The following is a 23989-nucleotide window of genomic DNA, read 5'->3' as shown; positions in this document are numbered from 1 at the left end:
TTAAAGACCTTCCCCGGATTAATCGAGTACCGTGCCTACTGCCCTATGACTGACGACCGAGTCTTCGCGGACTTAGCAATGTGGGACAGTCTTGAGAACGCACAAAAAGTGGCAAAGGCGTTCAACGATGGAGATCCGAGATTCTCCGAGTATATGTCCGCTATTGAAAACCTGACGTTTATGAGTCACCTCGTTCCAGAGATGAGTTGACCCTGACAGACTGCCAGAGCAGGTAAGAGACACCGATGCCTTTGTTGTTTGACATCGGTGTCGTCAATTCCTGTCTAAGTGTTCTCAGCTCACCTATTGCTAGGTTCCGGGATAAGCGTCCGGCGAAGACACCTTGATGCAGCATCCAGGGCAATGGTGACCTCTGCGACATTACCTCAAAACTATTTCAGACCTATTCGAGTGGGTCATTCAACCAAATATGATGAGTGCCATCGGTTTCGATTTTGATCCCCCCTGATCCCGATATCCCTATCCTCCAAGGCATAGGCCTTGGATCTCCAACACTTGGCGTGCTGGAGATCCCGGTCAAAAAATCAGGTCAGTACCGTCAATAACCCAATAGTGCGGGTAGGGTTAGGGTGATCGCAGGCACATAGGCGATGATCAAGGTCGCGATGGTCAGGATCGCCACGAAAGGCAAGGCCTTGTGCGATATCTCCTCGATGGCGGTGCCTGAGATGCCGGAGGCGATGAACAGGTTTTCGCCCATCGGTGGGGTCATGAAACCGATACTCAGGCAGCAGATCAGTACGATGCCGAAGTGCACCGGGTCGATGCCCAGGCTGTAGGCAATCGGCAGAATCACTGGGGTGAGGATCATGATCGCCGCCAGCGTTTCCATGAACATGCCTACAAACAGCAAGAAGCCGATGATCAATATCCAGATGAGATAGAGGTTGTCGGTCAGGCTGAGCATCGAGTCGGCAACGATGGCAGGAATCTGGTTCTCCACCAGCAGGCGGCCGAATACAGTAGCGGTGAACAGAATCACCAAGACCCGTCCGGTGATCCAGGTCGTGGTTTCCAGGGACTTGAACAGATCCTTGATGTGCAGTTCCTTGTGAATGAACAGGCCGACAAACAGGGTGTAAAAGATTGCCACGATGGCCGATTCGGTCGGTGTGAACAGACCGGTGTAGATGCCTCCGAGAATCACGAAGGGTGCGAGGATCGACCAGAAGCCATCACGCAGGGCTTTGCGGATTTTCGCCGTGGACCAACCTTCGTTACTGCCGGTGTAGCCCAGTTTTTTGCAGCGAAAGTAGTTCATAAACAGCAGCCCGCCGGCCAGCATCAGCCCGGGTACGACCCCTGCGATGAACAGCTTTGGAATGGATACCGAGCCGAAGGCGCCGTACTTTTCTATGGCCTGCGATGAAGGCAGCAGCCCCATGGCCGAAATGCCGAAGATCACCATTGGAATCGACGGTGGGATGATGATCCCCAGGCCGCCGGAAGAGGCGGTGACAGCCGAGGCATAACCCTTGCTGTAACCACGCTTGACCATCGCTGGAATCATCAGCATGCCGACCGCGGCAGTGGTGGCCGGGCCGGAGCCGGAAATAGCCCCGAAGAACAGACAGGCCATCACGGCGGCGGCGGACATGCCACCTGTAATAGGTCCGGCGAAACTTTCCGCCAGGGTCACCAGGCGTTTTGAGATGCCCGCCGCCTCCATTAAGGCTCCGGCGAGAATAAAGGCCGGCAACGCCATCAGGGGAAAGGAGCCTACGGAGGTAAAGGCGATCTGCACGAACTTGATAGGGTTCTCGCCCAGGTAGACAAAAGAGGCCAGGGCTGAGACGGCCAATGAAATGCTGATTGGAGTGCCTATCAACAGGAGCAGGAGAAAGGTGCCGAATAGGATGTAGACGATATTGGTGTCAAGCATGGACCCGCTCCCGGAGTTTTTCGTCGTCGTGCTGTGCGGATTCTTGAATGATCTTGTCGAGCTCCTGGGTTTGCGGGTCGCGGATGTCGATGCCCTTGACCAGCTTGTAATAGTTGACCTGGAGAACGCGCAGGGTCATCAGGCTGAATGCGATGGGCAAGATCAGGTACAGGTATTTCATCGGAATACCCAGAGTTTGGGATTTCCAGAATACGTTGGCCTTCATGAAGAAGATCACACTGAGGTAGACGAAATAGCTGTTGAAAGCGACCCAGATCAGATCAGAGAGGACTTCGAGTGCTGTCGCCAGCTTGCGAGGCATGAACCTGAACTGGAAGGTAACGCGGTTGTGGGCTGCCAGCTTGGCGGCGTAGCTGGCGCCGAAAAAGGCGAACCAGACAAACATGTAAGTGACCAGTTCTTCGGTCCAGGAGATCGAATGGTTAAATAGGTTACGGCTGAGAATCTGGGCAAACAGGATGATCACGAACAGCGCCAGCAGAGTGCGGCAAATGTAGTTTTCCAGGTTGTCGATGATCTTGAACAGCGTACTGGCAGGTTTCATGTGGGCACCTCCTGAAACGTAGCACCCAAGGCAGGGTTCAACGCTTCACCGCGTGGGTCGAATAGCCAGGCGTTGCCGGTCGGCGAGCTGGCGGTTCTGAGTCGAGGACATCGGGCAGTTCAGCCGCCCGATGTTTGCACAGTGGGTTCTGGAGCCTCGCGTACAACGCTAGATCTGGTCGCGACCGAGCGATTTTAGGGCTTTGTTCAAGTTGTCCTTGCCGAGTTGGTCGTAATACTTGGGCCATACCTGGGAGACGGCGGTATTGATCCATTCCTTCTCATCATCGGCCGGGTCGGAAATGACCATGCCTTTTGCGGTCAGATCCTTCCTGATTTTGGTTTCCTCAGCTACCAGAAAGCTCGCACTGTATTCGGTGGCTGCCTTGCCGGCCTCCAGGATGGCCTTCTGTACATCGGCGGGTTGCTCCTGGAATACTGACTCGCTGACGATCAGTGGTTCGATGGAAAACAGGTAGCGAATGTTGGTGATGTACTTTTGTACCTCGTCGAACTTCATCGTGCTGACGGTGATGTAGGGGTTGTCTTGGCCATCGACCACTTTTAACTGCAAGCCGGTGAACGTCTCTGACCAGGCCATCGGCGTCGGGTTGATGCCCCAGGCGCGGTAGGTATCGATCATGATCTCGTTCTTCGGCACTCGGATTTGCAGGCCTTTGAGGTCGGCAAGCGTGGTGACCGGACGCTTGGAGTTGGTCAGTACGCGAAAGCCCGAGTAGGCCCAGCCAACTATACGCACACCGGCATCACGCACGGTGTTGTCGACCAGCGTTTGGCCGATATCACTCTGGGTCAGTTTCACGGCATCATCCAGGCTCTGGATCATATAGGGCAGGGTGAGCACACCGACCGTTGGAGAGAAGGGCGTGACGTTGTTAACGGCCAGGACAGAGAAGTCCAAGGTGCCCATGGCCGCGTTGCTGACGGTGTCCTCTTCGCTGCCTAGCTGGCCATTGGGGAACAATTTGGCATCGTGTTTTCCACCTGTTCTGGCCTTGAACTCCTCGGCAAACTTGACGCCAAGCTCATACTGGGTGCCGCCTACGTTATCGCCCAGAGCCATTCGGAAGGTCTTGGCCTGAGCCAGACCGCTGCTGAGGGCTGCGGCCGAAAGGCACAGGACCAGGCCGAGCTGGCGGGTAAAGTTTTTGCTGGGTGTCATGACTGCGTACTCCTCTGTAGTTTTTGTTGTAGTTGTTTGCTACGAAAGTGCAGAAATAGCCTGATGCAACGAGCTGCAGCAGTGCTCCGCGTAAAGTCAGACTGGCTGAATGAAGCCTCGTTGTTTCCTTCAACAAGTTCAATATCCGCCCAGGATACGACCCTGTTTAGGGCCACATTATGCCCGCGGCTGGGGCCAGAAAATTGAGCGCATCAATAGGGTGCGTAAGTGCTCTGGAACTCTGCCCAAGGGGGTGTTTTCGCTTTTTTTCAGTGCGTTTATGTAGAGTGTACGAAGGCCTTGCAGAGGCGTCGGTGAATGTCAGTGCCTACCGTTGAGCAGACGCAGGATCTCGTCGAATACGGCATTGTCCAGGCTACGCGACAAATCAAGTTCCAGGCTATGGCGATAATAAGCGCTCAGGTCAAGCCCGACGCCGAGGGCGTACAACTCGATGCTGTTCTCCTGTTCTATCTGTTGTGACACGTGTTTGAGGTGCAGGTCGAGGATGTCCTGCTGGTTGGTCTGGTGGGTGGCGCTGTCCATCGGGCAGCCGTCGGAGATGATGATCAGGATGCGCCGACGTGCGTCGCGCTGCAGCAGTCGCTGACGCGCCCAGAGGATTGCCTCGCCGTCGATGCCTTCGCGAAAAAGATCGGACTTGAGCAGCGCTGCAATGTTCGGCCGGGCGCGGCGCCAGGAAGTTTCGGCATCCTTGTAGACCAGATGGCTAAGCTCGTTAAGTCTTCCCGGATTGACTGGCTGGCCCATGGCGCGCCAGCGCTTTAAAGGGCGTCCACCGTTCCACTGGCCGGTGGTGAAACCGAGGATTTCACTGCGAGCACCAGCCAGCTCCAGGGCACGGCTGAAGGCGTCAACCAACAAGGCGACGCTCTCGATGTGGTTGCGCATGGAGCCGGAGTTGTCGATCAGCAGACTGACCAGACAATCACAGTGCGGACGCTCATGCTCGTGACGAAAAATCTCGCGTTGCTCGGGGCTGATGATCAGGCGACTGAGGCGGCTGGCATCGATCTGTCCCTCGGTCTGGGCGAAGATCCAGCCATCTCGACGAGGCGCTGCCAGCAAGGCACCCAAGCGCTTGGCCAAGCGGGGCAGATTAAGGCCCTGGCCGGCCAGGCGACGGTCCAGGCGCTGACGCAGTTCGCGCAACAATTCGGGCCGTACCAGGCCGTTGGCGTTACGCTCGCGATCGTATTCGCGGCTGAACACCTGATAAGTAAAGGCGTTGTCGCTGGCCCGTGGATTATTTTGGGCAGCACCGCTGCTGCTGTCATCACCTTCGCCATCCTGATCAAAGTCCAATAACAGGGCGAAGGCCAGATGAGTCTTTTCGGCGACTTCCGAGACCTTGCGCTCGTCGCTACCGAGCAGGTCGTCATCCAGTTGCTCGATCAGTTCCTGTGCCTTGGCGGCAATCAGTAAGGCGTACTCGGTAAACTCGACCTGGATATGGCGACAGCGGCGCATCAGCCCGAAGGCCGCACCGAAATGGCCGAGCAGGCTCAGGCGTGGTGCTTCAATGAGCATCTCCGTCTGTTCCCCGGTGCGGCCGCCACACAGCAGAATCCAACTCATCTGCGCCAAAGTGAAGAGCAGCAACCCGACGTGACCTTCGGCCTGTCCAGCATCCAGAAACTGCTGGCTCCACTGCTCGAAGCGCTGCAACAGATTGCGCCGCGCGCCTGGGTGACTGTCGGCCACCAACGACTCCACGCGCAGTTGTTCCAGCAGCTCGAACACCAGGCGCGCGATGGGCTGCGCCGGGAGAACCTGGCGCACCAGCGCTTGATCACTGTGCTTCAAACGCAGCGCCAGGCTATCCGCCACCCCACGCCAGGCTCGACTCTCATCGTGTTCGGGGTCTGGGTGCAGGTGTGGGGCGCGCACCGGGAAATGCCGTTCCTGCACTTCAAGGCGGCCGCCGCGGTAACGTAGGTACCGCTCGCCGGACAGTGCCCGCAGTGACGCCGCGCAAAGTTCCTCAAGTTGTTGCTGGCGTTTTTCGCGGCGTGGCGGCGGGTTCATGATGGTCTTCCTGTGTGGGTTCAGGCCAATGCCAGCAGGGGGAACGCCGATTCGGTCAGCTCCTGGTCAAAACAGCGTTGGTAGTATTCGGCGACGATCGGCCGCTCGGATTCATCGCATTTATTGAGAAACGACAGGCGGAAAGCCAGCGCCGTGTCGCTGAAAATTTCTGTGTTTTCCGCCCAGGAGATCACGCAACGTGGCGACATCAGGGTCGACAGGTCACCTGCGGCGAAGCCTTGGCGGGTCAGGTCAGCTACCGCCACCATCTGCGTCAGCAGCCGTTCGCCATGCCGGGCCTGCAGGTGTGGCACTCGCGCAGCAACAATCGCGACTTCTTCAGACTGGGGCAGGTAGTTCAGGGTGGCCACTATGTTCCAACGATCCAGCTGCGCCTGATTGAGTACTTGGGTGCCGTTGTAAAGCCCGTTGAGGTTGCCCAGGCCAACGGTGTTGGCGGTAGCGAACAGGCGGAATGATGGGTGCGGATGGATCACTTGATTCTGGTCGAGCAGATTGAGCCTGCCGTCGCGTTCAAGGATGCGCTGAATCACGAACATGACGTCCGGACGGCCAGCGTCGTATTCGTCGAAGATCAGCGCCATGGGCCGACGCAGAGCCCAAGGCAAAACACCTTCCTGGAATTCGGTGACTTGCTTACCCTCACGCAGGACAATGCCGTCCTTGCCGATCAGGTCCAGGCGGCTGATATGACCGTCCAGGTTGACGCGTGTGCAAGGCCAGTTAAGCCTCGCAGCAACTTGTTCGATATGGGTCGATTTACCGCTGCCGTGCAGGCCTTGCAGCATCACTCGGCGATTGCGGGTGAAGCCCGCGAGAATCGCCAGGGTGACTTCCGGGTTGAAGCGATAGGCCGAGTCGACCTCCGGCACATGTTCCTTTGAGGAAAGGAATACGGGAACGCGCATGTTGGAGTCGATACCGAACAACTCCCGGACAGGGACCAGGCGGCTGGCAGGTTCGAAGTTCAGGTCGGTCATCAATATCGCCTTGGGGCCGTAAAGGAGGTCTTGATTCTAGGGAGGTGGCCCGTGTTGGGGAGGGACCAGATACCGTCACCCGATGCGGCCAGTCGGGGTGGCTGGCGCCACGTTCGGGCTACAACTGGCTCTATGGTGTGTAGCAGTAGCGGCTAAGGATGGTGTCAGTCGTTAATCCCGCGGCTGTTGCCGCCCAAAAAACCTGAGGGGCCAATCAGATGTCCACCGATTCGCTGACGATCAAGCTAGGCCCGGAGCTTCTCGCGCTATTTCGCCGTTACGAGGCGCACACGCAGATTACCCCGCAGTTTTACATCGACGAGCTGCTGGCCAAGACCCGGCCGACCTTGCAGGCCGTGGTCGAGGCGTTGGACGAAGCCGCAGGCAATCCCGAGGCGCTGGCTGAGTTGTTCGGTCGCAAGATGGCCAGCCTGGTGCAGCAGCAGAACGATCGGGTCAGTGCTTGAGATCGACTCGATTCAGTTGTTCGATGTTCTCGCGGATCTCCACCAGCCTCGCCTCGACCACATTCTCCAGGTGATGCAAATCCTGTAGCCACTCTTGCTTGGCTGAGAGGGGCTGTTCATTGGTACCGGTCAATTGCTTGAGCTCGGCCAGAGCCTGTTGCAGCATCGGGCTGCAATCGGTCAGTTGCCGCCAGGCCTGGCTGTGACGGCTCTGTCCCGGAATGGAGATACGTGGTCGGGCGAAGGTGAATTTCTGACTATGCCGGCGCAATGAGGTAACGGGGCGCAGGTAATGGATCTTGAGCACGTCGCGGTCGTGCTCGCGGCGCAGACTGAAGCGGGAGATGAGTTCGAAGGCACTGATGCCCATTTCTTTTAGAGTCGTAAAGTCGGTCATGGCAGGTATCTCGTCTGTCGTTAGTCTGTTGGGTGGTTGTCGGCTCCTTTGGTGTCTGCGCAACAGGCAGCAGTGGGCCTGCTGTAGTCGCAGGTTACGGAGCTGTCTGGCGCGATTGTTATTGTTTTCAGACCTGGGTCGTTGTGGCCTGTCGAGTAACGACAGGCTGGACCGAGGTGAGGAGGCCGCTCTCATCGAATGAGAGGTGCGCGCAGTTTAGCCAGCGCGGGCCCGTCGCCAAGGACCAGCCCGGATCGTCCTGTGGGGCCAGGCGCGGGTCGCAAGCGGGTCCGGATCAGGCCGGCGGGCTTTGATTGCGCTCGAGTTGCATCAGTCCGGCGGTCAGTTCATCAAAGCGCGCGCATCTGATGCCAATACACACCAAATAGTTGCCCGCCATGGCCCGTGTGGCAGCCAGCCAGCGGATGCTACGACCACTTAGCTGCAAAACCTGAGGCCCGTTACGATCGAGCCGGTCCAGTATCCCTTTGGCGCGCAATACGACATCGGCATATTCACGCAGCAGTTGTTCGAGCCGGGTGGCATCAATGGCCGCTGCGTACTTCAAACTGACAGAACACCAGCTATTTTCATTCGCGGCGGCTGCCATGGGTCTCAGGTGATCAGCCGCCGGGACTGGGCGGGCTATGGCTGATGGACTTGGCAAGCTGTCATTGAGTGCCCGCATCGCCCAGCCATTCAGGTCCCGAAGGGCGGCCAGCACTTGCGCATATTCGGCGGTATCGACCGCCGGCAGGCGATTGATGATCAATTGGTCGGAGGCGGTAATCTGGGCGCGCCAGACGTCCCCGGTATAACGGTTTCGGGCATGAAGGGAAGTCTGACTGGCGTCGACCAGGCAGACCACCGAGTTCAGCTTCAACTGACGTGATACCCGCGCAATATCGGCGATTCTTGCAGGTTCAGCGACACCGCTGGCTTCGATATAGATCGCGCCGGGGCGCTGCTCCATGCGCAACGCTTGGGCCAATTGTTCTGCCAGGGTGCCGCCCAGGGTGCAGCAGATACAGCCATTGCCCAGTCGCAGGATTCTGTCATCGCGGTAATCAATGAGCTCGGCGTCGATATTGATGTCGCCGAAGTCATTCACCACGATCAGGCTGTCGCGGGGCAGCCCCTGTCGAATCAGCTGATTGAGGTAGGTGGTCTTTCCCGCACCGAGGAAGCCGGTGATGACCGTAAGGGGGACCGGATCAGGTAGTGGCATGGACCTCACCTCCCAATACCGTCGCCAGTACACGGATAGTGCGCAATTGCGCCGGGTCGATGGTCAGCGGGTCCTGATCGAGCACTACCATATCAGCGAATTTTCCAATCTCGAGGCTTCCGACCTGGTGGTCGAGGCGCAAGGTGTAGGCCGCGCCAAGCGTTATCATTTCCAGAGCCTGTGGAACACTCACTCGCTCTTCTTCACCCAACACTTCACCGGACGCGCTTTCTCGCATCACCGCACACCAGGCTGTGAATAAGGGCCCCAGTGGCGTGACCGGGGCGTCGCTGTGGATCGCGGTGACTATGCCCAAGCGCCGCGCCGAGGCAAGCGGCTCAAGTCGCCGACTGCGCTCGTAGCCCAAGGTGCGTCGGCGGTGAATGTCGCCCCAGTAATACAAATGGTTGGCAAACATGTTCAGGCACAGACCGAGTTTGGCCGTGCGCCGTAGCTGAGCATGATCAATCACTTGGCAATGCTGCAGCGTATGCCTGTGATCGGCACGCGGCCAAAGATCGAGGGCGCTTTCCACTGCATCCAGCATCAACTCGACCGCTTCGTCGCCGTTGGTATGGATATGCAGTTGCAGCCCGGCCTGGTGGTAAACCTGTACCATCTGTTGCAGGGCCTCGGGGGGCGCATTCCAGATGCCATTGGCATGACCGTCGTGGTAGTAGGGCCACTTCATTCGCGCCGTATAGCCCTGAATAGAGCCGTCCGTCATCATTTTCACCAGGCCGAACTTCAGCTTGTCGTTGCCCAGTGGGAGGCACTGTTGCAGTCGCTCGACCCCCTGTTCCGGCGACCAGGCCAGAGCGCTCATTGCCGGCACCAGGCGCACTGGAAAATGAGCTTCGCTCGTCACGAGTCTCAGCGCTGCGATACCGTCGTCGGTCAAGGGATTGTAGAGGTCAGTGATGGTCGTGATCCCGACATTACGGGCAGCCAGGCCATACCGTCGCAGCGTGCCGGGGGACGACACCGCCTCGAACAGATTCATCTCCAGGGCCTCGAAAATGGCATGCATCGCCGCCATTTCCTGCAGTTCGCCGTTGGGCTGGCCGTCGGCGTCGAGCGTGATGCCTTCAATACCAGGATGGCGGTGAAGATTAGACCGTTCGAGCATCCGGCTGTTGACCGTCATGACGTGCAGGCTCGCATGCATTACCACGACAGGTCGGTCTTCCACCGCGGCATCCAGCAGGTGTCGATCGAGCCGGGCACCCTCGAAATAGACGGGGTCGAAGCCCCAGGCAATCAGCGGTTCGCCGGGTGCGAGCGCCTCGGCAGTCTCGCGCAAGCGTTGTTGCATGGCCGCGATACTGTCTGCACCGGCCCAGTGAAACCCTTCAGGATCGACGCGGGAAAAGTATCCCAGATAGAGGTAATTCCACATTGCTCCTTCGAGGGCATGGCTATGGCCTTCGACGAAGCCCGGCATAATGATGTTGTCCGCAAAGCGCCGATCCAGCGTGTAGTCCCCCAGCTCCTGCATCGCTTCCAGCGGGCCGACGCACAGCACACGACCGTCGCGCACCGCAATGTGAGTGGCTTCAGGCTGGGATGGGTTCATTGTAAGGATGCGCACGGCGGTGAAGACGGTAATGCTCATTTGCAGGACTCCTTGATCCGAGTGAGCGGCGAAGGGGTAGTACTTGCTCTGAAATTCATCAGCAGTGGAATGCAGGCGAGAAAGAACAGTGCAGTGCCTGCGAAGACCATGAGGTAGTTCCACCCACCCAGCGAGGGCACGATCGGGGCAAAGAAGAACAGGATGTGGAAGGTGGTGAAGATGATCGCCAGGTTGAAGAAAGCGAGCTCTTTAGGCACGGACGTACTGAAGTCTGCATCCATCATGCGTAACAGCAGCAGCCCCGTGCCGGTCGAGCCACAGCAACAACCAAAGGCAGTAATGGCCCGCTCCGGCCCGAGGGCGCCGCTCAGGCGCCCGAAATAGAGACAGCCGATCAACGTGACCAGCGTAACGGTAACCGTCACCAGCAGGATGGGCGTCAGCAGTGCGTAGAGCACGGCAAACTGGATGCTCATCAGGGTACCCACGACCATGAAGTCGATTGATGAGCCGGTGATGCGTTTCAGCGTTTCGTCGTCGACGCGGTGGGACAGGCCGCAACGGTCGATCACCAGGCGCATCACCACACAGACAGCCAGGCCATGAAGGAAAAACAGGTTATAGCTGAATAACACCGAGAGATTGACGCCGCCTGCTGAGAAATCCTTGATCTGAACTTGCATGAAGCTCAGCCAGACGTAGGTAATCAGGTAGGCAACGGCGAGCAGTCCGAGATGATAGGCCAGCGAATCGAGATTCGCCGGGTGCGAGACCATACGGCCGCTGCTCGGTACTTGTGCCCCATTGTAAAAACCGGATTTGAATTGTTCATCGATGTTCGAGGCCTTGTTGGCATTGAGACCTCGGCGGATAAAGTTGTTAGCCATCGGCACACCGACAAGGAAGGCCACCAGAAAGCCAAGGGACGCATAAATCAGGCCGACCTGTGCGGCATTTTCAATGCCGTATTCTTTCTCCCAGATGCCGCCGTAGGTCAGCGCCTGGCCCGGGCCTTGGGTAAAACCATGAGTGACGATGGCGCCGAGCCATTCGCTGATACCGGCGCCGGTCATGGCGTCATAACCGCTGATGACCAGATAGCCGATCACGCCTTGCAGTCCCAGGCTGATCGTCCATATCAGTGTGAGCCACAGGCCTCCGCGCACCACGCTGCCGCCTGAAAGGGACGCGTCCTTGCTTTTGCCGGTGAGGCACAGAGACATGAAGCTCAGGGTAAAAAAGTGAAAGGTCAGGGTTTCGAAGTCACTGGCCTTAAAGCCAGGGATCAACTCGAACGATAACAACGTGAATCCGAGCATGCCGCCGATCATGCTGGCCGGTGCCAGTGAGTTACGGAACAGGCCAATGCGGTTGCGCAAGATGCTGCCCAACAGCAGCATGCCGGCCAGTAGGGCAAAGGCGATTATGCCGTGGAAGGTGCTTTCCATCATCAACCTCTTCTTATACTTATTATATTTTTTGAATGGTGATTTGACGTAGCAACGTCATGCACCACCGCTGTTTGCACTGTGATCTTTCAGGTCACTACCCCCTTTTCAGTGGGGGTTCAGCTCATTGCGGGAGACTTCGATCACGCCATTCATACTTGGCTCACCTCAACAGTAGAGTAATGAATGTGACCTGTATAATATCGGTTCGGTAACGAATGATGCCTGGAAGGTATTAATGTGCGAATCGATCTGCGCCATCTACGGGCCTTCGAGGCTGTCGCCGAAGAACTGCATTTTCGCCGTGCGGCCGAGCGCCTGAATCTGGCGCAACCGGCCTTGAGTCGAACCATTCAGCAACTGGAGGAGAGCGTCGGTGAGGTGCTGTTGTTGCGCAGCAACCGACGGGTCGAGTTGACCGAAGCAGGCCGCGTTTTCCTCGCTGGAAGCCGAATGGTATTTGAGCGACTGGACAGCGCCGTGCATCAGGCACGCAAGGCGGGTGCTGGCCAGATTGGCCAATTGCGTATCGGCTACACCGATTTCGCGGTCTCAGGACAGCTGCCACCCATCCTTGACGGCTTTCATCGGTGCTACCCGCAAATCAGGGCCGAGCTGGCTTTTGGTTCGACCCAACAGCAACTCGAATTATTGAAGGGTGGCACCATTGAGTTTGCGTTTATCACGGGCCCCCTGCTGGATCCGGATATCGACAGTATCGAGGTGCAACGCGATCGCTTTGTCGCGGTGTTGCCTCAGCACCATCGGTTGGCAGAACGGTCCGAGGTGATGTTGTCGGATCTCGCGCAGGAGCCTTTTGTGATGGGCGTGATGAGCCACTGGTCGCACTATCGACGACAGCTCGATGCGCTCTGCATCAGTGCCGGTTTCCTGCCCCAGGTCGTACAGGAGGCGTACAACAGCGAAGGGGTCTTTGGTTTTGTTGCGGCCAATATCGGCGTTACTGTCCATCTGGAAAGCGCGGGTAATTTCAATCGTAAGGGCGTGGTGCTGATTCCGCTGAAAGGGATCGACGCCCGCGTCAGTACTCTGGCCACCTGGTTGAAAAACCCGGTGACGCCGGTCCAGAAAAATTTTATCGACTTCCTCAGGCAGTGGGCGCCGCCGATTTGAGGCTACGTCGGCGGATCGGCTCACAGCAGGTAGTCATCCTCTGCGAGCCGCGAGGCAGGTCGGTGGTTCAGTTGCGCATGACCTCGTCCAGCGCCTGTTGGAGTGTGCTGACCGTGCGCTCGATATTGTGCAGCTTGTCGAGTCCGAACAGTCCGATTCGAAAGGTCTGGAAGTCGGCCGGCTCGTCGCATTGCAACGGCACTCCGGCGGCGATTTGCAGGCCGTGCGCGGCAAACTTCTTGCCGCTCCTGATCTCGGCATCATCGGTGTAGCTGACCACCACGCCAGGGGCCTGGAAGCCGGCGGCTGCCACACTCTTTATTCCTTTGTCGGTCAACAGGGCGCGAACGCGGTCGCCCAGCTCCTGCTGTTCGTCGCGGACCTTGTCGAAGCCGTAGGCTTGAGTCTCCTTCATTACGTCACGAAAATGCGCCAGGGCATCGCTGGGCATCGTCGCGTGATAAGCATGCCCGCCCTGTTCGTAGGCCTGCATGATCTGCAGCCATTTTTTCAGGTCGCAGGCGAAGCTGCTGCTCTGCGTCTGCTCGATGTGTTTGAGGGCCAAGGAGCTGAACATCACCAAGGCGCAGCAAGGGGACGCGCTCCAGCCTTTTTGCGGCGCACTGATCAGCAGGTCGATAGCGCACTTTTGCATATCGACCCATAGTGCACCCGAGGCGATGCAGTCGAGCACGAACAGGCCTCCCACCGCATGCACGGCATCGCCGACTGCGCGCAGGTAGTCATCGGGCAGGATCATTCCCGATGAGGTTTCGACGTGGGGGGCGAAGACGATCTGCGGCTTCTGTGCCTGAATGGTTGCCAGCACTTCGTCGAGTGGGGGAGGGGCGAAGGCGGATTGGCGGCCGGGCTCAATCGGTCGGGCTTTGAGCACTGTGGTGGCCGCCGGAATGTTGCCCATCTCAAGGATTTGGCTCCATCGATAGCTGAACCAGCCGTTGCGTATCACCAGGCATTGCTGGTCGCTGGCAAACTGTCGCGCCACCGCTTCCATGCCGAAGGTGCCGCTGCCAGGCACTACCGCAACGGCCTGGGCGTTGTAGACCTGTTTCAGGGTGCTGGAAATGTCGTTCATCACCCCTTGAAAGGACTGCGACATGTGGTTAAGCGAGCGGTCGGTGTAGACCACCGAATACTCGATCAGCCCCTCGGGGTCGATACTGGGATATAGCTTTGACATGTGTGACTCCTGTGGCAGAAATCTCAATGTGATCGACCCTGCCCTAAGCGTTGGCAAATGACAAGATTGCTCAAGAATGAATTGCAGTACCCGTCACGCAGGGCCAGGTCTGTCTGGCCTCCGTGAGGGGCGTGCGCGCAAAGCCTTGCCCTCGCAATGAGTCGGGCGATGCGCCGGGTTCATTGGATCAGTCTGTCATGAGGACGTGGTGCTTTGGGCGGCACTGAACTCGTTGGTCAACGGTTCGCCTTTGCGTTTGCCGATCCACCAGGCGCAATACGCACTGATGGCGCCGGCGAACAGTACGTAGAGACAGGTCGTCCAGGGCTGGCCACCGCTGCTGCGCATCAACGCCGTAGCGATCATGGGCGTCAGCCCGCTGGCGAAGATACCGGAAAATTGATAGACGAACGAGATGCCGGTGTAGCGCACTTTCGCGTCGAAAAGTTCACAGAACATGGCGGCCTCGGGACCATAGACCGCAGCGTAAAAAATACCGAAGGGAACCACAATGGCCATCCAGATCATGAACATGTCGCCATTGCTGGTCATCATCAGCCAGAAGGCCGGAAACGCGGAGAGGGCAGTGATCAGCGAGCCCCAGAAGTAAACGCGGGTGCGGCCGACTCTATCGGACAAGGCGCCGAACATCGGAATGGTGAAGCACATCACCACCGCTGCCACCATCACCCCGATCAATGCTTCGGAACGCGGCAGGTTGAGCGTCTGGGTCAGGTAACTGAGCGAGAATACGCCGAACACATTGAAGAACACGCCGTCGATGTAGCGTGCCCCCATACCGGCCAGCACGTTCTTTGGGTAACGTTTCATCATGTCTATGAACGGAATGGCGGCTTCGGCGTTGGCTGCTTTAACCTTGGCGAACTCAGGACTTTCCATCACGTTCAGACGAATCCAGGTGCCAACGAACACCAGGCCTGCGCTGAGCAGAAAAGCGATGCGCCAGCCCCATTCGAGAAACTGTGCGTCGGTCAGGATGTAGGACAGCAGTCCTACCACACCAGAGGCCAGGCACAAGCCTATTGCCAGGCCGATTTGAGGCAGGCTGGCGTAGAAACCGCGTTTATGTTCGGGTGCGTACTCGAAAGCCATCAGCACGGCGCCACCCCATTCGCCACCCAGGCCGATGCCCTGGACGATGCGCAGCAGCAGCAGAAGGATCGGCGCCCAGATACCGATGCTGTCGTAACTGGGCACCAGGCCAATGAGGAAGGTGGCCACGCCCATGATCATCATGGTCATGATCAGCATGCTTTTTCGACCGATCTTGTCGCCGAAATGACCGAAAATTACCCCCCCGATAGGTCGGCTGAGGAAGCCGACGGCGAATGTGCCGTAGGCCAGCATGGTGGAGACCAGTGGGTCATCGCTGGGGAAGTACAGGTGGTTGAATACGATGCCGGCGACGACGCCATAGAGGAAGAAGTCATACCACTCGATGGTGGCGCCTATAACACTTGCTATTACCACCTTGCGCACGGGGCTGGGCGTGGACATATCAGTATTCCTGTTGTTGTCTTTATATGGAGGGTGAGCGGATGTGGCGCGCTACTTTCAATGCTCCATCAGGATGCAAATGTGCTGCGTGCAGGTGCGGGTGCCGCTACGGTGTGTTGTGTGCGGGCGCCGGGCTGGAGGCAGTCTTGGAGGATCATCGTTGAGGCTTTCTCGGCAATCATCACCACGGGGACGTTGGTGTTGCCCGAAACCAGGGTTGGCATGATCGAGCAGTCGACCACCCGCAAGCCCTGCACGCCGTGAACGCGCAGGCGCGAATCCACCACCGCTTGTGGATCGTTACCCATCTTGCAGGTGCCGGACGGATGGAAAATGGTTGCCCCGTATTGGCGGCAGAACTCCAGAATCTGCTCGTCACTCTGGTGCTCGATTCCAGGCCGATACTCGCGGCGAATCAAACGCTTGAGTGGCCCGGTTTGTGCCAGCTTGCGGGTGTAGCGCACCGCTGCAATCACCGTTTTGCGGTCCAGTTCGGTCGACAGGTAATTGGGCTGCATAGACGGCGGCTGCAAGGGGTCGGTAGAGGTAATGCGCACGTAGCCGCGGCTTTCGGGGCGCAGTTGGCAAACCGACATAGTGAAGCCCGAGAAGGGATGTACGCTGCCGCCGGCAGAGTCGGCACTCAGGGTGCCGAAGTGATACTGAATATCGGGGGTGTCACTTTGTTCCAGCACCCGGGTGAACAGCCCGCCCTGGTTGATGCCAATCGCCAGCGGACCGCCGCGGGTCAGCAGCCACTGCAGGCCCATGCGCAATTTACGCAGCGGCGAACGCAGGTCATCGTTGGTGGTGATCGGTTGAGTGCATTCGTAGATCAAGCGAATCTGCAAATGGTCTTGAAGGTTTTCACCCACACCAGGCAGTGCATGTACCGTTGGGATGTTGAATTTTTTCAGCAGGTCTGCGGGACCGACGCCAGATAATTGCAGTAACTGCGGTGATTGCAGCGCTCCGGCGCTGAGAATCACTTCGCGCCTGGCGTTTACGGTGAGTGACTGACCGTTCTGGCGATACTGGACGCCGACTGCGCGGGCCCCTTCGAAAAGGACTTTTTCGGCTTGGGCTTGCGCCTCGATAGCCAGGTTCGCACGATGCTTGGCGGGGTGCAGGTAGGCCACTGCGGTACTGCAGCGCAAACCCTTGCGCGTGGTCAATTGGTAGTAGCCAACGCCTTCCTGATCACCGGTGTTGAAGTCCTGGATATGAGGCACACCGAGCTCCTTGGCCGCCCCGATAAAGCCTTCAGTGAGTGGATGCCGAGCCTTGATGCTGGATGCCGATAACGGTCCGTCGGTGCCGCGAGTGGGGCCGGGGCCCAGGTCGTTGCATTCGGCGCGGCGGAAGTAGGGTAATACATCGTCCCAGCCCCAGCCGACATTGCCGGCACTGGCCCAGGCATCGTAATCAGCGCGCTGGCCACGAATGAAAATGAGACCGTTGATTGAACTGCAGCCACCAAACACCTTGCCGCGCGGCCAGTAGATTCGCCGCTCGTTCATGCCGGGATCTGGATCGGTGTAGAAGCCCCAGTTGTAGACTGGGTGGAACATGGTCTTGGCGTAACCTATCGGGATGTGGATCCACGGATACCGATCCGCAGGCCCCGCCTCGAGTAAGCAAACGCTGTATCGTCCGTTCTCGCTGAGTCTATTGGCCAGCACGCAACCGGCTGAACCGGCGCCGACAATGACGAAGTCATAAGTACGTGACATCCGAAAACCTCTTTTTATTGTTGTGAATCCGAGTCGAGGATTTAAAATAGAACAGTACATTCCATTTATATGGGGCCAGAGTTAGAGCGTTTGTGAGTCCACTCGGTTTTTTTTACCAAGGTCTAAAGTAACTCGCTAATAATTAATGAGTTATCTGTGTGTTTTACTTTTATTGGATTTTTAATAATGGTACGAAATAGACCGAATAATGAAAGCGGCGTGTTGGAGCCGATTGCCGGAGACAACCCGGATCGCAGTCTGCGGGCCTTGCTGTTATTGGAGGCGGTTGCCACTGCCCACGCCCCTATGTCTCTCGCACAGTTGTGCGACCGGCTGGAGGCGCCCAAAGCTACTCTGCTGCGAATGCTCGTAGCACTGGAACGGCTTGGCTATCTGTTGCGCGAGGTGGACGAGAAGGCCTACCTGCTCGGCCCTCGCGCCAATCGTTTGGGACTGTCGCTATTGCGTAACGAAGTCGTGCTTCAGCGAAGCCGCCTGATTCTGCAGACGCTGGTGCGGCGACTGGGTGAAACCTGCAACCTGACGGCACTGGATGGCGACAGTGTGATTTACATCGACCGTGTGGAAACACACGAACCCCTGCGCCTGCATGTCGAGCCCGGTACCCATGTGCCGTTGCATTGCACCGCCAGTGGCAAGTTGTTTCTCGCCCAGATGCCGGCGGAACGCCGCAGTGCCGTGCTCAAGCAACTGGAGCTCACGGCGCAGACAGACCGCAGCATTACCGACATCGACCTGCTGGAGACCGAGCTGGAGCGGATCCGCGTACGCGGAGTAGGGATTGACAGTGAGGAGTTTGTCAGAGGAATGGTTGCCGTGGCCGTGCCCATCATCAGTGCCCAGGGTCACTGTCTGGCGGCGTTGGCCTGCCATGCGCCGACGGCACGCAAGAGCCTGGGCGACTTGATCGAATACATTCCCCGGTTGCAGGCGGCGGCCGAGCAACTGGCCCTTTCTTTTGAATTGGAATCCTCTCAGGGCTGAGCATTGCGGATGACGGCTGGCATCACGCGTGGGCGAAAACTGGTTCTAACTGTGCGCGCTGCTTGTTCTTACTTTCGACTACAGGGGTGGATCGGGCGGTGCTGCGTTGCGATGCCCAGTACTGCTCCTGCGTATGTCGGTGCGGGGAGCGAGTCTCCTGCCCGGTGACCAACAATAAAAGTGCACCAGTCGAGAGGTAAGCATGAAAACAACAGCTCACGAGTACGATGCAGTCGAGGCATTGGCCAGTGACCGCGCTCACGTCTGGCATCATCTGTCCCAGCACAAACCGCTGGAACAGAACGATCCGTTGATGATCGTCAAAGGCAAGGGCATGCAGGTCTGGGACATCAAGGGCAATGAGTACCTGGACGCGGTCTCTGGTGGTGTGTGGACCGTCAACGTGGGTTACGGTCGCGAGAGTATTGCCGACGCGGTGCGCGATCAGCTGGTGGATATGAATTTTTTCGCCGGCTCCGCCGGCAGCATCCCTGGCGCGTTGTTCGCCAAAAAACTGATTGAGAAGATGCCTGGCCTGAGCCGGGTTTACTACTCCAACTCCGGCTCCGAAGCCAATGAGAAGGCCTACAAGATCGTGCGGCAGATTGCGCACAAAAAATACGGGGGCAAGAAGCACAAGATCCTGTTCCGCGAGCGTGACTACCACGGCACCACCATTACAGCACTGAGTTCAACCGGCCAGTTCGAGCGCAAGAACCAATACGGCCCCTTCACCCCGGGTTTCGTCGAGTTTCCACATTGCTGCGAATACCGCTCGCAGTTCGGTGAAATAGCCGACTATGGCGTGCGCGCCGCTATGCAGATGGAGCGCGTCATCCTCGCGGAAGGGCCGGATACCGTGGGCGCCGTGGTGCTCGAGCCCATCACCGCTGGGGGAGGTGTAATCACGCCGCCGGAGGGTTACTGGGAGACCATTCAGGCGATCTGCAAGAAGTACGACATCCTCCTGCACATTGACGAAGTGGTCTGCGGTCTGGGCCGCACGGGCAAGTGGTTTGGCTATCAGCATTACGGCATCAAGCCGGACATCGTCACCATGGCCAAGGGCGTGGCCAGCGGTTACGCGGCGATCTCCTGCACAGTGACCACCGAGGAAGTGTTCGAAGCGTTCAAGGGGGAGGCCGATGACCGGATGGGCTACTTCCGTGACATCAGCACCTTCGGCGGCTGCACCGCAGGCCCGGCGGCGGCGCTGGAGAATATGCGAATTATCGAGGACGAGGACTTGTTGGAGAACGTCACCCATATGGGTGAGTACTTCATGGGTCGCCTGCGTGAATTGCAGGACAAATATCCAATCATCGGTGATGTACGCGGCAAGGGCCTGTTCTGTGGTCTGGAATTGGTCAAGGACCGCAAGACCAAGGAGCCGGTGGCGGAGAGTGTGCCGATTGCCATCGCCGCTGACTGCATGCGCCAAGGGGTGATGATTGGGCGTACTAACCGAAGCTTCGAGCAGCTCAACAATACGCTGTGCTTCGCTCCTGCGTTGATCGCCACACAAAAGGAGCTGGATGTGATCATCGTCGCCCTGGACAACGCCTTTGGCCGCCTTGCAACTCATTCGTAACGCTGGCGAACCCTGAGCAGACCGGCCCCTTTACTTCGTTGAGGGGGGCCGGTTTTGTGCGTCTGCAGCGTTATAGGTCGGGCGCTGGATAGTCTTGCCGAGGTGTTGTTGCTAGTCTGCTTGGCAATCGCCGCGTTAGCGCTGTGCTGGCAAGAGCATTTTGAAGTGACTGGCCGAGTGGTGTGCGGTGCCAGCGCTTCTCGTTCGTTGAGTCGAGGCCGCTATGTTTCAGTTGTTCCATTTGTCCGCCGAAAAATCTACCAACCTGCAGCAGCAACTGCGCGAGCAGATTGCCCAGGTGATTCTCAACGGCAATATACCGCTCGACAGCGCGTTACCCTCCAGTCGCAAGCTGGCCAAACAGCTGAACATTGCGCGCAATACTGTGGTTCTGGCCTACGAACACCTGCTCGACGATGGTTACCTGCTAGCCCGCGAACGTAGTGGCTACTACGTCAATCCGGATATTTTGGCGCGTAAGGTCGAGGCGCCGCGCGCCGACCGGGATGAGGCCGCCACCACCAAGCTGGACTGGTCGCACCGGCTCGTCATGCAACCCTCGCAGCAACGCAACATGAGCAAGCCACGGGATTGGCAGAATTTTAAATACCCGTTTATCTATGGGCAGTTTGACCCGGCCCTGTTTCCAACGGCCAACTGGCGGGAATGCTGCCGCGACGCGGTGAGCATCCCGGCGATCCGTGATTGGGCCTCGGACCGCTTCGATAACGACGATCCTCTGCTGATGGAACAGATCAGGACACGCCTGTTGCCGCGTCGTGGTGTCTGGGCTTCGCCTGAGCAGATCCTGGTCACGGTGGGCGCGCAGCACGCGCTTTATATGCTGGCGCGTCTGTTGTTGCGCCCCGACAGCCTGATGGGCATTGAAGAGCCGGGCTACATGGACATCCGCAATATCGCCATGCTCAACCCCTCGAGAATCCAGCCGTTGGCGGTGGACAACCAGGGCCTGATGCTGAGCGAGGAGCTCAATGGCTGCGATCTCATCTACACCACTCCCAGCCATCAGTGCCCGAGCACTGTGACCATGCCCTTGGAGCGCCGCTACGAATTATTACAGCGGGCCAATGATCACGATTTTTTAATCATTGAGGACGACTACGAAAGCGAGACCAACTTCAAGGGCAGCCCGATCCCGGCGCTCAAGAGTCTGGACAAGCATGATCGGGTGCTTTACGTCGGCAGCCTGTCAAAGACCTTGGCGCCCGGCCTGCGGGTGGGCTATCTGGTGGGGCCTGAAGCCCTGATCCGCGAGGCGCGGGCATTGCGTCGACTGATGGTGCGTCATCCTGCGGCGAACAATCAGCGCTCAGTGGCGCTGTTCCTCGAGCGCGGTTATCACGATGCGTTGATCATGAGCCTGATGCGCGCGTACGAGGAGCGTCATCAGCAAATGGGCGCTGCCCTGCGTGAGTACCTGCCTGAATCCTCCAAAGAGCCAAGCTTCGGCGGCTCTTGTTACTGGGTCAAAGGGCCCGACAGCCTCGATGCGCGACGCCTGCAGAAGGAAGCCGCCGAGCACGGCATCCTGATCGAGCCCGGCGATATTCACTTCTTCGGTGAGCAACCGCCGCTCAACTACTTCCGACTGGGATACTCATCGATTCCCGCCGATCGCATCCGTCCAGGGATCAAACTGCTTGCTGAGCTTATCCAGCCAATAAGCTGACCGTCCCTCTACAGCGCATTTCCTTGTGGGAGCTGGCTTGCCAGCGATGGCATCAACACGGTGCCACTAAGACACCGCGTCGTCTGAATCGCTGGCAAGCCAGCTCCCACATTGAGCGCGTATTGCCTCATGGCCAATTTTTTTGCATCGTCGCCCAAGTCAATAGCGGTGTGGGTTTCAGGCGTGCACGACGCCAGCCGTGCACGTCCCCGGATCGTCTGTGCGCGCTGAAAAATCTGGACCCAGCTGGCTCAACAGGTGGGCTTCAACTGGTTCTATCTGGCACCTCCACCGACTCCTACTCTAGCCCTAAGGCAGCCCGTCCTCGCTTCAAGACGTACGTGAGGCGGCTCACTCGACCTGCCCCAAAACTCCATCACAACAACAATCGGAGAGATCGGCATGCGTAAAGGACCTGACGTGTATCCCTATGTGCCATGCCGGTGAAAGGCTGAGCCCCGAGTCATTGGCGGCGCAGCCGCCGTACCTAAGTAACGAGAGGATTATCGATATGCCACGCATGACCCCCAGCGAAGCAATGGTTGAAACATTGGTAGCAAACGGCGTCACCGACGTCTTTGGCATCATGGGTTCGGCCTTTATGGATGCGATGGATATCTTCGCTCCGGCCGGCATCCGTTTTATCCCTGTGGTGCACGAGCAGGGCGCCGGTCACATGGCCGACGGCTTTTCGCGGGTCAGTGGTCGTCACGGCGTGTGCATCGCGCAGAACGGCCCCGGCATCACCAACTTCGTTACCGCCATCGCCGCTGCTTACTGGGCGCACAGCCCGGTGGTGGTGATTACGCCCGAAACTGGCTCGATGAGTCAGGGCCTCGGAGGCTTCCAGGAAGCCCAACAACTGCCGTTCTTCGAAACCATTACCAAGTACCAGGCCCATGTGCCTAATCCTGCGCGAATGGCGGAACTGACCGGACGCTGCTTCGATCGGGCGATGCAAGAAAACGGTCCGACCCAGTTGAACATTCCGCGTGACTTCTTCTACGGCGATATCAACGTCGAGATCCCTACGCCGATCCGTATCGAGCGTAGCGCCGGTGGGGAACAGAGTCTGGCCGAGGCGGCCCAGATACTGGCGGCGGCGAAATACCCGGTGATCATCTCCGGTGGTGGCGTGGTCATGGGCGACGCAGTCGAAGCCTGTCAGGCGCTCGCCGAATACCTCGGCGCCCCGGTGGTCAACAGCTACCTGCACAATGATTCCTTTCCGGCCAGTCACCAACTGTGGTGCGGCCCGCTTGGCTACCAAGGCTCCAAGGCCGCAATGAAGTTGCTGTCGCGTGCCGACGTGGTGCTGGCTCTGGGGACTCGCCTGGGTCCATTCGGTACCTTGCCGCAGCACGGCCTTGATTACTGGCCGAAGCAGGCGAAGGTGATCCAGATCGATTGCGACTCGAAAATGCTCGGGCTGGTGAAAAAAATCACTGTGGGCATCTGCGGTGACGCCAAGGCCGCGGCGGTTAACCTGCTCGGTCGTCTGGAGAACCTCGACGTTCAGTGCCTGGAAAACAAGGGAGCCCGTGCCGAGGAAATCGCCAAGGAAAAATTCGAATGGGAAAACGAGCTCAATGCCTGGATCCACGAGAAGGACGAATACTCGCTGGACATGATCAAGGAACAGAGTGGTGAGGAGGGCAACTACCTGCATCCGCGCCAGGTCCTGCGTGAACTCGAGAAGGCGATGCCGGCCGATGCCATGGTCTCCACGGACATTGGCAATATCAACTCGGTCTCCAACAGCTACCTGCGCTTCGAGAAGCCACGTTCGTTCTTCGCCGCCATGAGCTTCGGCAACTGCGGCTACGCGCTGCCGACCATCATCGGCGCCAAGGTCGCTGCACCGCACCGTACCGCCATCTCCTATGCCGGTGACGGTGCCTGGGGCATGTCGATGATGGAAATCATGACCTGTGTGCGCGAGAACATCCCGGTCACCTCGATTGTGTTCCACAACCGTCAGTGGGGCGCGGAGAAGAAGAACCAGGTGGACTTCTACAACCGTCGCTTCGTCGCAGGCGAGCTGGAAAACCAGAGCTTCGCCGGCATCGCCCGCTCGATGGGCGCCGAGGGCGTGGTCGTCGACCGTCTGGAAGACGTAGGCCCTGCGCTCATGGCGGCTTGCGAGGCACAAAAGGCCGGCAAGACCACGGTGATCGAGATTATGTGCACCCGCGAACTGGGCGACCCGTTCCGCCGCGATGCGCTGTCCAAGCCAGTGCGCTTCCTCGATAAGTACAAAGACTACGTTTAAGTTGCCAAGGGCGCCCGGCTTGCGCCGAG

General features: G+C 58.3%; 18 protein-coding genes and 1 pseudogene. 7 read left to right on the top strand and 12 right to left on the bottom strand.

Annotated features, from left to right (window positions below):
* Positions 1 to 559 precede the first annotated feature (559 nt).
* The 5 genes from L9059_RS17950 to L9059_RS17930 form a co-directional block, all read right to left on the bottom strand.
* Entirely contained in the window at positions 560 to 1903 is a 1344-nt protein-coding gene (locus L9059_RS17950; protein ID WP_247292301.1) for a TRAP transporter large permease, read from the bottom strand.
* Positions 1896 to 2468, bottom strand: a complete 573-nt coding sequence (locus tag L9059_RS17945) for a TRAP transporter small permease (protein ID WP_247292300.1) — start codon at positions 2466 to 2468, stop codon at positions 1896 to 1898. The genes L9059_RS17950 and L9059_RS17945 overlap by 8 nt, the downstream gene beginning before the upstream one ends.
* A 168-nt stretch (positions 2469 to 2636) precedes the next feature.
* On the bottom strand, positions 2637 to 3650 hold the full coding sequence (locus L9059_RS17940) for a TRAP transporter substrate-binding protein (RefSeq protein WP_247292299.1): 1014 nt from the start codon (positions 3648 to 3650) through the stop codon (positions 2637 to 2639).
* 321 nt (positions 3651 to 3971) lie between these two features.
* A complete protein-coding gene (locus tag L9059_RS17935; protein ID WP_247292298.1) occupies positions 3972 to 5699 on the bottom strand; it encodes a cobaltochelatase CobT-related protein in 1728 nt (575 codons plus the stop codon).
* Positions 5700 to 5719: 20 nt separating this feature from the next.
* Entirely contained in the window at positions 5720 to 6700 is a 981-nt protein-coding gene (locus L9059_RS17930) for an AAA family ATPase (RefSeq protein ID WP_247292297.1), read from the bottom strand.
* A 218-nt stretch (positions 6701 to 6918) separates the two neighbouring features.
* Between L9059_RS17930 and L9059_RS17925 the strand changes: the two genes are divergently transcribed.
* Positions 6919 to 7167 (top strand): hypothetical protein, encoded by a 249-nt coding sequence (locus L9059_RS17925; RefSeq protein ID WP_247292296.1) that lies wholly within the window; start codon positions 6919 to 6921, stop codon positions 7165 to 7167.
* Here the strand turns inward: L9059_RS17925 and L9059_RS17920 are convergent.
* From L9059_RS17920 to L9059_RS17905, 4 genes are all read right to left on the bottom strand, one after another.
* A complete protein-coding gene (locus tag L9059_RS17920; protein ID WP_247292295.1) occupies positions 7157 to 7564 on the bottom strand; it encodes a DUF3461 family protein in 408 nt (135 codons plus the stop codon). The two genes, L9059_RS17925 and L9059_RS17920, sit on opposite strands and share 11 nt — an antisense overlap.
* 295 nt (positions 7565 to 7859) lie before the next feature.
* Positions 7860 to 8792 (bottom strand): CobW family GTP-binding protein, encoded by a 933-nt coding sequence (locus tag L9059_RS17915; RefSeq protein ID WP_247292294.1) that lies wholly within the window; start codon positions 8790 to 8792, stop codon positions 7860 to 7862.
* The gene (locus L9059_RS17910) at positions 8779 to 10407 is read right to left on the bottom strand and encodes an amidohydrolase (RefSeq protein ID WP_247292293.1); all 1629 of its coding nucleotides are present in this window, start codon (positions 10405 to 10407) and stop codon (positions 8779 to 8781) included. Before L9059_RS17910 ends, L9059_RS17915 begins: the two co-directional genes overlap by 14 nt.
* Entirely contained in the window at positions 10404 to 11819 is a 1416-nt protein-coding gene (locus L9059_RS17905; protein ID WP_247292292.1) for a sodium/glutamate symporter, read from the bottom strand. The genes L9059_RS17910 and L9059_RS17905 overlap by 4 nt, the downstream gene beginning before the upstream one ends.
* Before the next feature lie 237 nt (positions 11820 to 12056).
* Between L9059_RS17905 and L9059_RS30745 the strand changes: the two are divergent.
* Together L9059_RS30745 and L9059_RS17895 are read left to right on the top strand one after the other, a co-directional pair.
* A pseudogene (locus tag L9059_RS30745) lies at positions 12057 to 12188 on the top strand (LysR family transcriptional regulator); the annotation flags it as partial.
* Positions 12189 to 12296: 108 nt separating this feature from the next.
* Positions 12297 to 12950 carry a LysR family substrate-binding domain-containing protein gene (locus tag L9059_RS17895; protein WP_247292330.1) on the top strand — a complete coding sequence of 218 codons (654 nt, stop codon included), beginning with the start codon at positions 12297 to 12299 and terminating at the stop codon, positions 12948 to 12950.
* A gap of 67 nt (positions 12951 to 13017) precedes the next feature.
* On the opposite strand, the gene L9059_RS17890 is transcribed toward L9059_RS17895, so the two are convergent.
* From L9059_RS17890 to L9059_RS17880, 3 genes are all read right to left on the bottom strand, one after another.
* Positions 13018 to 14151: an aminotransferase class V-fold PLP-dependent enzyme gene (locus L9059_RS17890; protein WP_247292291.1), complete on the bottom strand. Its 1134-nt coding sequence runs from the start codon at positions 14149 to 14151 to the stop codon at positions 13018 to 13020.
* Between the two features lie 195 nt (positions 14152 to 14346).
* Entirely contained in the window at positions 14347 to 15669 is a 1323-nt protein-coding gene (locus L9059_RS17885) for an MFS transporter (RefSeq protein WP_247292290.1), read from the bottom strand.
* 68 nt (positions 15670 to 15737) lie between these two features.
* Positions 15738 to 17402, bottom strand: a complete 1665-nt coding sequence (locus tag L9059_RS17880; RefSeq protein ID WP_247292289.1) for a GMC family oxidoreductase — start codon at positions 17400 to 17402, stop codon at positions 15738 to 15740.
* A 186-nt stretch (positions 17403 to 17588) separates the two neighbouring features.
* Between L9059_RS17880 and L9059_RS17875 the strand changes: the two genes are divergently transcribed.
* From L9059_RS17875 to xsc, 4 genes are all read left to right on the top strand, one after another.
* Positions 17589 to 18407: an IclR family transcriptional regulator gene (locus L9059_RS17875; protein ID WP_247292288.1), complete on the top strand. Its 819-nt coding sequence runs from the start codon at positions 17589 to 17591 to the stop codon at positions 18405 to 18407.
* 202 nt (positions 18408 to 18609) lie between these two features.
* A complete protein-coding gene (locus L9059_RS17870) occupies positions 18610 to 19998 on the top strand; it encodes an aminotransferase family protein (protein WP_247292287.1) in 1389 nt (462 codons plus the stop codon).
* Positions 19999 to 20221: 223 nt separating this feature from the next.
* Positions 20222 to 21688, top strand: a complete 1467-nt coding sequence (pdxR, locus tag L9059_RS17865) for a MocR-like pyridoxine biosynthesis transcription factor PdxR (protein WP_247292286.1) — start codon at positions 20222 to 20224, stop codon at positions 21686 to 21688.
* Positions 21689 to 22199: 511 nt separating this feature from the next.
* Entirely contained in the window at positions 22200 to 23960 is a 1761-nt protein-coding gene (gene xsc / locus L9059_RS17860) for a sulfoacetaldehyde acetyltransferase (RefSeq protein ID WP_247292285.1), read from the top strand.
* The last annotated feature ends 29 nt before the right edge of the window (positions 23961 to 23989 follow it).

Source organism: Pseudomonas violetae (assembly GCF_023072615.1).
GTDB lineage: Bacteria > Pseudomonadota > Gammaproteobacteria > Pseudomonadales > Pseudomonadaceae > Aquipseudomonas > Aquipseudomonas violetae.
The sequence above is the reverse complement of the archived record's forward strand: the minus strand, read 5'-3'. Positions and strand labels throughout refer to the sequence as shown.

Excerpts from the sequence above, each read along its gene's own strand:
- L9059_RS17935 (WP_247292298.1), bottom strand. The coding sequence starts at position 5,699 with ATGAACCCGCCGCCACGCCGCGAAAAACGCCAGCAACAACTTGAGGAA.
- L9059_RS17920 (WP_247292295.1), bottom strand. The coding sequence starts at position 7,564 with ATGACCGACTTTACGACTCTAAAAGAAATGGGCATCAGTGCCTTCGAA.
- L9059_RS17890 (WP_247292291.1), bottom strand. The coding sequence starts at position 14,151 with ATGTCAAAGCTATATCCCAGTATCGACCCCGAGGGGCTGATCGAGTAT.
- pdxR (WP_247292286.1), top strand. The coding sequence starts at position 20,222 with ATGTTTCAGTTGTTCCATTTGTCCGCCGAAAAATCTACCAACCTGCAG.
- L9059_RS17945 (WP_247292300.1), bottom strand. The coding sequence starts at position 2,468 with ATGAAACCTGCCAGTACGCTGTTCAAGATCATCGACAACCTGGAAAAC.
- L9059_RS17875 (WP_247292288.1), top strand. The coding sequence starts at position 17,589 with ATGGTACGAAATAGACCGAATAATGAAAGCGGCGTGTTGGAGCCGATT.
- L9059_RS17915 (WP_247292294.1), bottom strand. The coding sequence starts at position 8,792 with ATGCCACTACCTGATCCGGTCCCCCTTACGGTCATCACCGGCTTCCTC.
- L9059_RS17905 (WP_247292292.1), bottom strand. The coding sequence starts at position 11,819 with ATGATGGAAAGCACCTTCCACGGCATAATCGCCTTTGCCCTACTGGCC.
- L9059_RS17880 (WP_247292289.1), bottom strand. The coding sequence starts at position 17,402 with ATGTCACGTACTTATGACTTCGTCATTGTCGGCGCCGGTTCAGCCGGT.
- xsc (WP_247292285.1), top strand. The coding sequence starts at position 22,200 with ATGCCACGCATGACCCCCAGCGAAGCAATGGTTGAAACATTGGTAGCA.
- L9059_RS17910 (WP_247292293.1), bottom strand. The coding sequence starts at position 10,407 with ATGAGCATTACCGTCTTCACCGCCGTGCGCATCCTTACAATGAACCCA.
- L9059_RS17950 (WP_247292301.1), bottom strand. The coding sequence starts at position 1,903 with ATGCTTGACACCAATATCGTCTACATCCTATTCGGCACCTTTCTCCTG.
- L9059_RS17925 (WP_247292296.1), top strand. The coding sequence starts at position 6,919 with ATGTCCACCGATTCGCTGACGATCAAGCTAGGCCCGGAGCTTCTCGCG.
- L9059_RS17940 (WP_247292299.1), bottom strand. The coding sequence starts at position 3,650 with ATGACACCCAGCAAAAACTTTACCCGCCAGCTCGGCCTGGTCCTGTGC.
- L9059_RS17930 (WP_247292297.1), bottom strand. The coding sequence starts at position 6,700 with ATGACCGACCTGAACTTCGAACCTGCCAGCCGCCTGGTCCCTGTCCGG.
- L9059_RS17870 (WP_247292287.1), top strand. The coding sequence starts at position 18,610 with ATGAAAACAACAGCTCACGAGTACGATGCAGTCGAGGCATTGGCCAGT.
- L9059_RS17885 (WP_247292290.1), bottom strand. The coding sequence starts at position 15,669 with ATGTCCACGCCCAGCCCCGTGCGCAAGGTGGTAATAGCAAGTGTTATA.